This window comes from Myroides odoratimimus (genome assembly GCF_004337635.1).
Classification (GTDB): Bacteria; Bacteroidota; Bacteroidia; order Flavobacteriales; family Flavobacteriaceae; genus Flavobacterium; species Flavobacterium odoratimimum.
Genome location: NZ_CP037427.1, coordinates 861,507 through 874,928, shown reverse-complemented (window position 1 = coordinate 874,928; position 13,422 = coordinate 861,507). Strand labels below are relative to the sequence as shown.

The window sequence follows — 13,422 nt, the reverse complement described above, 5'->3', positions numbered from 1 at the left end:
AAAAAAAGATAAAATGACTTTTTCCAAATTTACTAATTTATCTAGTGCTGTATTACTAGTGAGCTGTGTTTTTTGGTCTAGCTGTGGAGATAAGCAGAGTGAACTTGATAAAGAGATTAATGCTATTCCTATAGATATGACTGTTACTCGCTTTGATCAGGAGTTCTTCAAGTCAGAAGATGCTGATCTAGCAAGTATTAAAAAGCAGTATCCGTATTTCTTTAATGAGAATTTATCTGATGAGTTTTGGATAAAGAAAAAACAAGATACCATATTCATTGAGTTAAATGAAGAGGTAGAGAAGAAATACCAAGATTTAGGTGAATTGCCAAAGCAATTAGAAGATTTCTTTAAACATGTAAAGTATTATTATCCACATGAGACTTCGAAGAAAAAGGTAATCACATTAATCTCGGAAGTGGATGTGACAGTAAAAGCTATTTATGCAGATTCGTTAGCATTGATTGCTTTAGATACTTATTTAGGGAAGGATCATCATTTCTATGTTAGTTTTCCTGAGTATTTAAGACCATCTTTTGAGCCCACACAGATATTACCTGATTTAGCAGAAAGCTTCGTTTTACAGAAAATAGGAGGCAATAGAGATCGTACTTTCTTAGGAGGTATGGTACAATACGGTAAGGTATTATACGCTAAAAAACTGTTGTTGCCTAAAGTTAATGATGCTTATATCATGGGGTATACTTTAGAGCAGATACAGTGGTGTCAGGAGAATGAGCCAGAGATGTGGAGATATTTTATAGAGAATAATTTATTATTTGATACAGACAGTAAGTTGAGTAGTCGATTTCTTACAGCTGCTCCTTTTTCTAAGTATTATTTAGATATTGATGGTGATAGCCCAGGGAGAACTGGAGCTTGGTTAGGTTGGCAGATTGTCAATGCGTATATGCAAAATAATAATGTAACTTTGCATGATCTGTTTAATACGGATGCAAAAGAAATATTTGAAAAATCAAAGTATAAACCAAAGAAGTAATGAGTAAAAATCACGTTTCTGATATAAATATTAGAGTAGAGTTAGACGAGAATAAAGTACCAGATAAGTTGTATTGGACAGCTAAAGATGGCGGTGTTGAGAAAGCTAGTTCTAAAGCAATGTTATTATCTATCTGGGATCATAAAGCCAAAGAGACATTGCGTATAGACTTGTGGACTAAGGATATGCCAGTGGATGAGATGAAAAAGTTCTTTCATCAAACATTAGTGGCAATGTCAGATACATTTGAGCGTGCTACAGAAGATGAGAAGATGGCAGCAACAATGAAAGACTTCTGTGATTATTTTGCAGAGAAATTAGATCTTTTAGAAAAGTAATTATAAGAAAGAGCCTCATACGTTTAAATGTATGAGGCTCTTTTATTATACAACCATAAGATTACAACCCCTTATGTCAGAATGGTCAAATCTTCCAAGTATTTCGAAAGAACCATCTTTATATTTTTTTCCTAAGTCTTGTGTAGCGATAAAGGAACAAGAATTAAGGTTAGCTAAATCGATTACATTGACCCCGCCTGTTTTGCCTTCTTCTACATAGGTTAAAGCGTCTTCTGGATCACGAGTTAAGATATCCATCCATGGAGGACATTCAAAGATACCATCACCAAAAGAATAGCCTTGAGATAATAGTTCAGTCATTCCATACTCAGAGTGTATTTTAGATACTCCGAAACCTTCACATAATACTTGGTGAAGTTCTTCTCGTATCATTTCTTTGCGTCTACCTTTCATACCTCCAGTCTCCATAATAATAGTATTGCTAAGGTTAAACTTTTGCATTTCTATCATATCTAGTAAGGCATAGGTAACACCTATTAATAGGACATTTTTACCTTGTTTATCTAAATCGATTAGCATTTTAGCTAATTCTTCATAGTTGTGTAAATAAAACCCACTTTCAGGCTGATTAGAGCCTTCTATAAGATCTTCTACCATATAGATTAGAGAAGAACCTTCTCTTTCTAAATAAGCAGGTAAAAGAGCTAAAACAACATAGTCTTCGATATTTCCATAGAAGTGTGAGAATGCTGCTCTAAAGCTATATTCGTAATAGTCTAAATCAGTCACATGATGCTTACTAGTTATCATTCCGGTAGTACCACTACTAGTGAATGTTATTTTTATGGGATCTATTGAAGATAAAACATCTTTGCTTTTAAAGAACTCGATAGGTAGAAAAGGTACATCGGTTAATGTCTTGACTTGCTCAGGAGTTTTATTTAGAAGATTACAGAACTGTTGATAAACAGGATTATGTTCATACTGGAATCTAAAGACTTTCATAGCTACTCTATGAAAATCTTTTTTTGTTTGTATTTGGATGATTTCTTCAGGTTTAAACACGGTCTATTATATTTAAGTACAAAAATACAAATAAAAAAAGAGCATCACTTTAGTGATACTCTTTTAAGAATATAAAATCATTAAAATGTATTTCTTATTTTACTACTATTTTTCTAGTAGCAGTAGCATTACTTTCCTTTATCTTCATGATGTAAATACCAGCATTTACACTATAAGGTAAGTTCAACTCTCTGTTATTAACAGTAGTTGTAAATACTTTTTTTCCTACAACATTGTAAAGCTCTACTTCTTTTGGTTCATTTTTAGTAGACTCAATGTACAATTTACCATTTGAAACCGCTGGGTTAGGGTAAATAGATAGCCCTTCGATATTCTGATTAGCGTATCGAGGTTCATTATTATAGCGCAAACCACTTTGCGCAAATGCTGTGCTTCCGCCTAGCATTGCAATGAACATTATGATATAAAAGTATTTTTTTGCCATCTAACTAAAATTATGGTATAAAAGTAATTATTTAAAATGACATAAAAAAACAAAAAAGTGCCTATTTTTTTAAATAAGCACTTTTTTTTAACATTTTTATCTTAGTATTACTATAGACCTACTGTCCAACCTTTAGTCCACTCTGGAACACCAACTCCATTTCCTGCTCCTTTAGCCTCTCCAGCAGTGAATACTTTAGATACATCTACTGCATCTCCTTTAGTATTTTTACCAGATGTAGCTTTACCTACATTGATAAGTTTTACATTGCTTAAGATTAAAGAACCATCTTTAACGTTAGCAATAGTCTCATCGTGTTCCACGTCGAATGCAGTTGCATAAGCTCCGATTACTACATCAGAAATATTTCCTTTTGTTCCTTCACGTAATTTCATTGCTGTTCCTTTTCCGTCTACTGCAGGTAATAATGTTACTCCTACGATAGTTGGATTAGAGTAAGGGTTTGCAGCTCTGTTTTTAGAATTGTTATCTGCTTCGAATCCTTTATCTGCTGTACCTGATTGTTTTGAATACCAGAATTTGTTTTCTTTCCCTGACCATCCTTCTGTCCAGTCAAACTGATCATCATCATTATTAGTAGACACTAAATATTGTGCACTAACTGTTCCTCCGAACCACTCAAATCCGTCATCAGACCCTTCGTGTGCTTGTACATATTGGATTACAGTCCCACTTCCTACTCCGAATAAAGAAAGTCCATTGAACTCTTTTTCAGCGTTGTAGTTAGCTCCTGCGTATTCGATTCTTAAATATTTAATAGAACCTGAGTTATCATTAGCTACTTTACCTCCGTATGTTAAGTCTGATACTTCAGCTGTTGCTGTTTCTGCTTTGTTAATAGGTGCTTTTCCACAGATTACTAGACCTCCCCAGTTTCCTCTACTTTTCTCTACACCTGTCATTACTACAGGATTGTTTTGTTTTCCTTCTACATAGATTTTTCCTCCTTGTCCCACTGCGATATAAGCAGAAGTACCACCTTCTCCAATAATTTTAACTCCTTCTGGGATGTTTAAAGTAGCTCCATCGTTTACTATTAATTTAGAAGTTAATTTATATGTTTTGTTTGCTTCTAAGCTTAGTTTATCTCCTTTTTTAAGTTCTCCACCTAATATGTCTCCTTTTAGACCTGGAGTAGTTGTTCCAGGATCTGTTGTTCCTCCTCCGTTATTATCATCACTTGATGAACAACTTGCTAATGTTAATGTAACTAATGCAATACTGAATCCTGCTCTTAATAATTTTTTCATGTGTAATATAGTTTTTTATATTGTTTGATACAAAGATGTCTAGAAAACAGAAAAAGTATGTTAACTCATTATCATTGAATGATTAATAGTTTGTTTCCTCAATATTAAATAGGTGTTAAGTTGGTTAATTATAATAGTATATGGATTTGTAGTTTAAGCGAGTGTAAATAGGAAAGAGGAATGAGTACTTTTGTAAGTAATTAGGAGAGAAATATTTTTTAAAATAGATCATATTGAATATGATTTTAATTGACCTTTTTTAGTAAAAAATAAAGCGAGAGCCTTATTAGAAGACTCTCGCTTTGCTTTTGGGGTATTATATGATATTTAGATTCTAGAATGAATAGTTTAGGCTTAAGCTAAAGTTTCTTCCAAGTTTATATGATCTTACTAAGACATCTTGAGTCTTGTTTTGTTGTTCTCTTTCAATTTTTGGGTCTAATAAGTTTTTAGCATTTAAACCAATACCAAACCTTTTATTAAATTTCATTTTGAAAGTAAAATCTAACATACCAAATGCTTTGTCTACTAGGTTACCACTTTGCTCTGTTCCGATAGAGTATAATTTATCAGAGAAATGAGCATAAGATACAGTAGCCATTAAGTTTTTCTCACCCCATTCTTTGATATAAGATAAGTCAGCATTTAATAAGAAATCTGATGCACCTGTGAAGTCTGAATTGTCATGTGTAAATGAGGTAGTGATATATTTATTCTCTCTATTCACTTTTTCATTATCTAATTTTTGGTACGTCTTCATTATAGAAGCGTTTAACCCCCCCGTTAGTTTATTAGTATTTACATCATCGAAGCTGATTAAGTTTTTACGTACTTCTATTTCTACTCCTGCTGCGTATCCATAGTCACCTGTATTCGCATACGTGATATCATTAGAAGAAGAAGCTGAAACAATCTCGTTGATTGGGTTTTTAATATATTTACCAAATACAGAAGCAGAGAATACTTCATCATTAGTAGGGAAGAATTCCCACTTAAGATCTACGTTATAATCATCAGATGCATATAAGTCTGGGTTACCTACTTTAATCTCAGTTACATCCTCATAGATAAATCTAGCTCTCTCTTTGAATTGAGGTAAAGTATATGTTTTAGATGCAGCAAAACGAAGGTTATTTCTATCATCAACAGCATACTTTAAAGATAAGCTTGGTAAGAATGCATTTTTATCTAATGTATTAGAGCTCTTATCTGCGTCTAACTGTGTTTGCCAAGTTACTTTTTGAGTGATTGTCTCAAATCTAGCTCCGATAGTACCTGATAATCTATCTGATAATTTGTATTCTACATTTGCAAAACCTGCATGTACTGTCATATCTCCATCATACGTTTGAGGTAATAACGCATTAGGTGTATTCGCACCTCCTCTGAAAGTGTATGTTTGGAAGTATCCGTTATTGAAGTTTTGTTGATTAAAGAAGTTATCTAGTGCATACGGATTTATATTGTTGTTGTAATCAGCATTGATTTGAAATACGTACTGTGTAGCCTTAAACTCTCTGTTCTTTTGACGTAAGTTATACCCTACCGTTAACTTTCCGTTGTATAGATTCTCACTGTTTTTACCGAATTTATAAGATGCAGCGATATTTGCACCTACTTCGTTTTCGATTAGATCCTCGAAGTATCTGTTATTATCAGATCTAGAGTTAGTTGAGAATTCGTAGTTATCCTCTCCTTTAACTTTGTTTAAAGTGTACATCTGTCTGTCAGGAGTTTGAGCAGAAATATTATTAAGAGCTAACCCCCAGTTTAGGTCTATTTGATCATTTAATTTATGATCTCCTAATAATTGGTTTACGAATAGACGATCTTGTCTGTAGTTTTGTCTTGATAGAAGCGTATTTTCATAATAGTCTTTTCTATCTGTAATATCTCTGATAAAACCAGTGTATTCATCTAGTTTTTCTTGAGTACCATTGATTAAAAGAGAATTGTATTTAATACTATTTCTAGAGTTGATATTATACTCAGCATTTAACATCGCAGTAGTATTCGTATTATACTCATAAGACTTCATGTATAAATCTTTTGTAAAACTGTTTTGAGCTTGAGCAGTACGATTAATTCCTTCTTTGAATTTGTAATTATTGTCAAATGACACCGTAGCGAAGATGTTTAATGAAGACTCTGCTCCGAAGTAGAATGATTTACCACCATTCAGTCCTAAACTCATTCCATAAGGAGATTTGTTTTTTGTCTGAGCAGAGTTTTTAAAACTAAAACTTTGAAGCGCATTACTAGGTTGTTTTGTATTAGAGAATCCTAAAAAGTTTCTGTCTGATAGAGATCTAAACTTATCTTCTCCTACAGCATTAGAATTAATGTTTGATCCTAAACTAATGTTGAAGAATCCTTCTCCACTGTGTTTTTTAGAAATAATGTCTATATTTCCTCCTGCGAAGTCTCCAGAGTTTCTTGCACTATATGTTTTATCTATTGAGATGTATTCTACGATATCAGTAGAGAATAAGTTTAAATCAATATTCTTTTTCTCTGGGTCATTTGAGGCTAGTGGCAATCCATTTAGAGAAGTACTGTTATATCTATCTCCTAGTCCACGTACGAATATTGTTCCTGTACCTTCTTGCTTGGCTACACCTGTTGTTTTAGCTACTGCAGAAGCTACATCACTTACCCCTTTACGAGATAATTCTTGTGAACCTATATGTTGTTTGATCTCACTAGATCTCTGTTGTTCTATAAGTAGAGCTGATTCTCTAGATTTAGAACGTGTAGCTTCCACTATCACTCCTTCTAGTTCTACGTGTTCAGAGGCTAATGCTATATTTAATGTTTTTGATTCTTTTTTTGCAACTGTGATTGATTTTTCTTGAGTTACATATCCCATATATTGAAACTGTAATATATAAGTACCTGCTTCTATCGAGATACTGTAACTTCCATCTAATTCTGTGTTTACTCCTTCAGAAGTATTTTTAATTGCCACGGTAGCATAGGCTAGTGGTTCATGCGTAGAGTCATCTGTTATTTTTCCTTTAATTTCGGCCTTTTGCCCATAAAAAGTGGCTGATACCATTAAGGTTAAGATCACTAAGAAATTTTTCATATAAATAAGTGTGTTGTATTATTGGTGCAAAGAACCTAGATGAATGTATAGTGAATGTTAATCAAAGTTTAATTTTTTGCGTATATTAGGTTATCAAATCGTTAACATATTAAATTATTGTAAAGTCTATATTTAGTAATGTATTATGCTCTATATTTGACCTACTAAAACACGCAACACAAGTATGAAAAATTCTGAAATTAAGATCCTTTTAGCTGATGATGAGCAAGATATTATCGATATCATTGGATATAATTTAGAGCAAGAGGGGTATCAAGTATTTACTGCAACAAACGGTAAGCTAGCAGTGGAGTCTGCAACTCAAAACAAACCACACCTTATTATATTAGATGTAATGATGCCTGAGATGGACGGTATAGAAGCATGTGAGTTGATTAGAAAAAACAGTGGTCTATCTAATAGTGTAATCACCTTTCTAACAGCACGTGGGGAAGATTATTCACAAGTAGCAGGTTTTGAAGCAGGGGCGGATGATTATATTACTAAGCCTGTCAAACCTAAGGTACTAATGAGTAAGGTAAAGGCATTACTTAGACGTGCACGCTTCAGTGACGATACTTCTAGTAATACTATAGAAGTAGGAGATATTAGAATAGATAGGGATGAATACAGAGTATTTGTTCGCAAAGAAGAAATTGTATTCCCTAGAAAAGAATTTGAACTACTTTATTTATTAATGGCTAAGCCAGGTAAAGTGTTTACTCGTGACGAGATCTTAGATGCAGTATGGGGTAATGAAGTGGTAGTAGGCGGAAGAACTATCGATGTACATATCCGAAAACTAAGAGAAAAAATCGGAGATAGTTACTTTAAGACTATAAAAGGAGTAGGATATAAATTTGACCACGCAGAATAGTTAATGGCTACAAAGTTTAAAAACTCTTATAAGTTTGCAATAAAGTCTTCATCTTCTATTACCTTGATAAGCTTTATTGTAACCTTTCCCATAGGTGTATTTTATCTAAACATCCCAGTTTGGATAGTGTTAGGATATCTTTTAATCTTATTTACGATGTCCTTTTTTATTCTTCAGTATCGTGTAGAGCACTTTATCTACAGAAGAATTAAAAAAATATATGACAATGTCTCTCTGTTAGAACATGCTGAGCTGAGAAGTAAAGCCGTGACGACTGATATGCAGACCTTGACAGAAGAAATCCAGAAATTTGCTAAAAACAAGAAAATTGAGATTGAGTCTCTTCAAGTGAGAGAAGAATATAGAAGAGAGTTCTTAGGGAATATATCTCATGAACTAAAGACTCCTCTATTCACGATACAGAGTTATTTAGAGACTTTACAGGATGGTGCGATTAATGATCTTAAAGTCAGGGACCGTTATATAGAGCGGGCAGCTCAGAGTGTAGATCGTCTTATCTATATCGTTAATGACTTAGATATGATTACTAAGCTTGAGTCTGGTGATCTACACCTTAATATCGTGACTTTTGATATTGTAGAGACGATTCGACATGCTTTTGACTTTTTAGATTATAAAGCCAAAAAAAGAAATATATCTCTAATCTTCGATCTGAATTATAACAAACCTATTTATGTAGTAGGTGATAAGGAACGCATAGGACAAGTCATTACGAATCTAATAGATAACTCTATTAAATATGGTAAGGAAAAAGGGACTACGGAAGTAACTATTGAAGACTTAGTGAATAATAAATTAATTATCCGTGTTACAGATAATGGCTTAGGGATTAAGAAGGAGAATGTGTCTCGTCTATTCGAGCGCTTCTATCGTATAGATAAGAGTGGAGCTAGAGCAGTGGGTGGTTCTGGATTAGGATTGTCTATCGTGAAGCATATTGTAGAGGCACATGAAGAACATATTTATGTAGAGAGTAGTTTTGGCTATGGATCAGAGTTCTCTTTCACTTTAGAGAAAGCTTTCGTAGACCCTACTGATAATTAATTATGTGCCAATATGGTATCTATTTGTTGCAGATAAAATTAAAATAGGATAGTTTCACTATAATTACTTAATTTTGCGCAAATTTATAATGAAGTATATCACGTGGGAAGTAAAAATAAACTAAAGCGATTCAGAGAGAACGAAACTTTTGACATTGTATATCAGCCGACTAGAGAAGATATGATAGGAGAGTTACCTCAAAAAGGTAATTGGAATAAAGACGTTTTTAAGAATGACAATCCTATAGTATTAGAACTAGGATGTGGAAAAGGAGAATATACAGTAGAGCTAGCGAAGCGTTTTCCTGAGAAAAACTTTATTGGTATTGATATTAAAGGTGCTCGTTTTTGGCGTGGGGCTAAGACAGCTGTAGAGTCAGGAATGACTAATGTGGCTTTCTTACGTACACAAATCGAACTTATCGAGTATGCATTTGCATCAGGTGAGGTGAGCGAAATCTGGATTACTTTCCCAGACCCTCAGATCAAGTATAAACGTACTAAACACCGTCTAACGAATAGTGAATTCCTTAAACGTTATAAGAATATTTTATCAGAAGATGGTATTATGAACTTAAAGACGGATAGTGAGTTCATGCATGGTTATACATTAGGACTTCTACATGGAGAAGGACATGAAGTTATCTACGCTAATCACCACATTTATAAAAATGAAGGTGCACCTTCAGTAGTAACAGAAATTCAAACTTTTTACGAATCACAGTATTTAGAACAAAATAAACCTATAACTTACATTCAATTTAGAATTAAGTAAGATGGGAGTAGAAGTTGTCACACTTTTATTTTTCGGTTTTTTAGCAGCTACCTTGGGAGTTTCTCTTCCAGGGCTGCTTAATATGACAGCTGTCAAGATTGCTAAGGAAGAAGGAGGGCGCAATGCTTTCTCGTATGTCTTAGGAGCTTCGACCGTTATTTTTATTCAGACCTTTATCGCCATATTCTTTTCTAAGCTTATTGATTCTAGCCCGAGTATTACTGAGGCATTACACGAAATCGGTTTAGTTATTTTTGCGATATTGACGATTTACTTCTTCTTTTTTGCAAAGAAAAAAGAGATGAAGAAAAAGAATAATCCTAAGAAGAGCAAGTCACCTTTTGTTTATGGACTTTTCTTAGCTTCGATCAATGTATTCTTAATTCCCTATTACGTTTTTTTAAGTATTACTTTAGCTACTTATGATTATCATATCTTTGACCTGATCTGTACTATATTCTTCTCATTAGGGGTAGTGATAGGATCAGCGATGATGTTTTATCTCTATATTTCCTTTTTTAAGAAACCCTCTAGAGAAGATGCTTTTATCTTGCGCAATATTAATTATGTAATCGGAACTATTACGGGTATTATCTGTTTAATCACGATATATAAGTTATTGAAATAATGGATAAACAAGATAATTTCTTTGAACGAGTTTTCACTGTTGCAAGACAGATACCCGTAGGTAGAGTGACTACTTATGGGGCTATAGCTAGAGCTATCGGAGCAGCGCGTTCGGCGCGTATGGTAGGTTATGCGATGAATGCGTCTCATGATGATGATACAGTACCTGCACATCGTGTAGTGAATCGCAGTGGATTATTGACAGGTAAATTTCATTTTGATGGAACTAATCTGATGCAACAGTTATTAGAGAATGAAGGTGTGGAGGTAGTAGATAATAAGGTGGTCAATTTTAAAGAACTCCTTTGGGAACCTACCGTGTACGAAGGAGAATAATTAACCATATAAATCACTTATTTTCTCTAGTAGTGTATTTTAATCTTATCAAATATATATTATTAGTTCATATCTTGAATTAGTTTGTTTACTTCTTATTTTGACAGAAATAGGTCTGTTTTTCTCTAATAAATAGCTGTTATTTCCTTTTTAAGAGCTTTAGAAGACTCTTTATTCATTGTTTTTTTACGTATTTAGGCTATTTAAGCCTTTTTTTGTGTCTTTTTTTAAAAAATAGGCGTAGTTTTTTGCATTCATATTGAGATTTTAATGATTCAAATCATTGATCATTAGTTGTTTGTGGTTGTTTTTGTTTTTAGGGGTTAAAAACCAGAATAGCCTGTAATCCTAGATATAGTACGCTTTAGAGTGAGCTCCTTCAAGAGTTCTTCAACATTTCCCCAAGATTACTCTATTAGAGCACTTATTTCTTGAAGAAGTCTTGAAGAAGTGTTGGTGCAGTGTTGAAGATGTGATAGAGTACAGACTAGAAGTCTGCGCTAGTACATTTTACCTTTATCTCAGATAATAAGTGTATTACGTTTATGGATGTTGTATAAATGTGTACCATGATTTATATAAATACATAAAATGGTTTTATCTTTGGGAGTATAATATAGTTAATACAATGCAGAGACAAATTAAAGTTAAGAACTTCGGACCAGTAAGAGAGGGATATACAGGTAATGATGGATGGATAGATATCCACAAGGTTACTGTGTTTATAGGTGATCAAGGTTCTGGTAAGAGTACTGTTGCTAAATTGATAGCTACTTTTGTTTGGTTAGAGAAAGCTTTGATTAGAGGAGATAAAACTTTACCTCTTAAAGAGAATGCTTTTATTGAGTTATTAACGTATCATCGTTTACAGAATTATATAGAGCCTACTTCTGTACTGGAGTATAAAGGAAATTATTACCATTTAAGAGTTGTTGAAAGCGAAGGTAAGTATAATGTAGAGGCAACGTTATTCAATGAGCAGAATATCGTACAACCTAAGGTCATGTATGTGCCTGCCGAGCGCAATGTGTTGAGTTCGATAGAGAATCTTACTCATGTTTCTAGTTTAGTTGCTGGTAGCCTACAGACCTACTTGATAGAGTACAGATATGCTCAGTTAACGAATAAGGATAAGGAAGTAATCTTACCTATTAATAAAGCGAGCTTCTTATACGATTCATCTTCTGATAATAGCTATGTGGTAACGAATAATAAGCGACTAAAAGTAACGGAAGCTTCTAGTGGGTTTCACTCTGTAGTACCTTTGTATTTAGTAACGGATTATCTTTCTCAGTTTATTAAACAAGATGAGCAGAAATTGATTAATTCACTTAGTGCAGATCAGCAGATCCGGAGAAATGTTGAGATAGTCATGTCTAGAGCAATACAGGATGGAGACCATGTTGATGATTATAGATTAGATTCTACTGTATATTTAGATGAAAAACAGAGAAATGTAGATAACAAATACATCTGCCGTAGTGTAATCAATATTGTAGAAGAGTTAGAGCAGAACTTATTCCCTAAGTCTCAACGTAAGGTACTGAATAAGTTAGTTGCTTATAATAATGAGAATGAGTATAACCAGTTAGTCTTAACGACGCATAGTCCTTATTTGATTAATTATTTAACACTAGCAGTGAAGGCTGGTCGTGTAGCACAGTTAGCAGCAGATAATACTGAGGCTCTAAATAGGGTGGCTAATGTAGTTCCTCTAGAAGCAGTATTAGGAATAGATGATCTAGTGGTGTACCAATTAGATGAAGAAAGAGGAAGTATTGAACAGTTAGAAATGTATAAAGGATTGCCTTCTGATGAGAACTATTTAAATGATAGTTTAGAAGATATTAATATACAGTTCTCAGAATTATTTCAAATAGAGGATTTATGCAAGTAGATTTTTTTGATACTTCTTGTTTGACTGTTTTTTCTACTAGTAAGGTAGGGATTAGTGATGCGAATTCGGATAGTAATACGCCTGCAGTTGTGAAGTTTGAAGAAGAAGATGTTTGGGATTTTACGATTCATAATCCGAATAGGCATGAGGTAGAGTACAGAGCAATAGATTACTGTATAGATATTTTCAGATTGGTTGGTGATAACACTTTTAGTAGTGCTTCGACAGGTGAGGAGTTAATCAAGCGATGTGAAGGATTTCTCTTTAGAGCAGAACAGTTTGTTGTGTTTTTTGAGATAAAAACTGGATTGGGAAAAGGATGGTTTACAGATGCTTGTAGAAAGTTTGAAGAAACTATACTGAGTTTTAAAGAGCATCACTCTGATAAAAGTGATTTAATACGCAATCCTATTATTAGTAATAAGAATTACAGTACATATAGAGTCCCACAGAACTATGGTGTACAGAATGATATTTTAAGAGATAAGACAGGACTAAATATCGAGGTGAAGTTATCCACTTCGTATGATGTAGCATAGACAATAAAGAAACTCCACTTGATTAGGTGGAGTTTTGTTATTTATAGTGTCCCTCTTTTTGATAGCTTTTAGAGATCATATATAGAGATGTGGTCAAAAAGGTCGGGTATTAAGAAAATATCTAATAGACATTTTTAGT

At 33.5% G+C, this 13,422-nt stretch carries 13 protein-coding genes; 9 read left to right on the top strand and 4 right to left on the bottom strand.

From position 1 onward, the window contains the following. Window positions 1–13 precede the first annotated feature (13 nt). Both gldB and gldC read left to right on the top strand, forming a co-directional pair. The gene (gene gldB, locus E0Z07_RS04065; protein WP_131540316.1) at window positions 14–1,000 is read left to right on the top strand and encodes a gliding motility lipoprotein GldB; all 987 of its coding nucleotides are present in this window, start codon (window positions 14–16) and stop codon (window positions 998–1,000) included. After that, a complete protein-coding gene (gene gldC / locus E0Z07_RS04060; protein ID WP_006262333.1) occupies window positions 1,000–1,338 on the top strand; it encodes a gliding motility protein GldC in 339 nt (112 codons plus the stop codon). Before gldB ends, gldC begins: the two co-directional genes overlap by 1 nt. A 45-nt stretch (window positions 1,339–1,383) precedes the next feature. On the opposite strand, the gene E0Z07_RS04055 is transcribed toward gldC, so the two are convergent. The 4 genes from E0Z07_RS04055 to E0Z07_RS04040 form a co-directional block, all read right to left on the bottom strand. After that, entirely contained in the window at window positions 1,384–2,364 is a 981-nt protein-coding gene (locus tag E0Z07_RS04055; RefSeq protein ID WP_006259814.1) for a LuxE/PaaK family acyltransferase, read from the bottom strand. Window positions 2,365–2,458: 94 nt separating this feature from the next. Continuing rightward, on the bottom strand, window positions 2,459–2,770 hold the full coding sequence (locus E0Z07_RS04050) for a T9SS type A sorting domain-containing protein (protein WP_006259813.1): 312 nt from the start codon (window positions 2,768–2,770) through the stop codon (window positions 2,459–2,461). A 149-nt stretch (window positions 2,771–2,919) separates the two neighbouring features. Further along, a complete protein-coding gene (locus E0Z07_RS04045) occupies window positions 2,920–4,080 on the bottom strand; it encodes a hypothetical protein (RefSeq protein WP_006259812.1) in 1,161 nt (386 codons plus the stop codon). A 334-nt stretch (window positions 4,081–4,414) separates the two neighbouring features. Then, window positions 4,415–7,168 carry a TonB-dependent receptor gene (locus E0Z07_RS04040; RefSeq protein ID WP_071306950.1) on the bottom strand — a complete coding sequence of 918 codons (2,754 nt, stop codon included), beginning with the start codon at window positions 7,166–7,168 and terminating at the stop codon, window positions 4,415–4,417. A 184-nt stretch (window positions 7,169–7,352) separates the two neighbouring features. On the opposite strand from E0Z07_RS04040, the gene E0Z07_RS04035 reads away from it, so the two are divergent. The 7 genes from E0Z07_RS04035 (at window position 7,353) to E0Z07_RS04005 (ending at window position 13,283) form a co-directional block, all read left to right on the top strand. Beyond that, complete coding sequence (locus E0Z07_RS04035; RefSeq protein WP_006259810.1) at window positions 7,353–8,045, top strand: response regulator transcription factor; 693 nt, start codon at window positions 7,353–7,355, stop codon at window positions 8,043–8,045. Window positions 8,046–8,048: 3 nt separating this feature from the next. Next, the gene (locus E0Z07_RS04030; RefSeq protein WP_006259809.1) at window positions 8,049–9,110 is read left to right on the top strand and encodes a sensor histidine kinase; all 1,062 of its coding nucleotides are present in this window, start codon (window positions 8,049–8,051) and stop codon (window positions 9,108–9,110) included. 102 nt (window positions 9,111–9,212) lie between these two features. After that, on the top strand, window positions 9,213–9,884 hold the full coding sequence (gene trmB, locus E0Z07_RS04025; RefSeq protein WP_006259808.1) for a tRNA (guanosine(46)-N7)-methyltransferase TrmB: 672 nt from the start codon (window positions 9,213–9,215) through the stop codon (window positions 9,882–9,884). A 1-nt stretch (window position 9,885) separates the two neighbouring features. Then, complete coding sequence (locus E0Z07_RS04020) at window positions 9,886–10,512, top strand: hypothetical protein (protein WP_006259807.1); 627 nt, start codon at window positions 9,886–9,888, stop codon at window positions 10,510–10,512. Further along, window positions 10,512–10,847, top strand: coding sequence for an MGMT family protein (locus E0Z07_RS04015; RefSeq protein ID WP_058699177.1), 336 nt, complete (start codon window positions 10,512–10,514; stop codon window positions 10,845–10,847). Before E0Z07_RS04020 ends, E0Z07_RS04015 begins: the two co-directional genes overlap by 1 nt. A 628-nt stretch (window positions 10,848–11,475) precedes the next feature. Further along, complete coding sequence (locus tag E0Z07_RS04010) at window positions 11,476–12,744, top strand: ATP-binding protein (RefSeq protein WP_058699176.1); 1,269 nt, start codon at window positions 11,476–11,478, stop codon at window positions 12,742–12,744. Continuing rightward, window positions 12,735–13,283 (top strand): hypothetical protein, encoded by a 549-nt coding sequence (locus E0Z07_RS04005; protein WP_058699175.1) that lies wholly within the window; start codon window positions 12,735–12,737, stop codon window positions 13,281–13,283. Before E0Z07_RS04010 ends, E0Z07_RS04005 begins: the two co-directional genes overlap by 10 nt. Window positions 13,284–13,422: the final 139 nt, after the last annotated feature.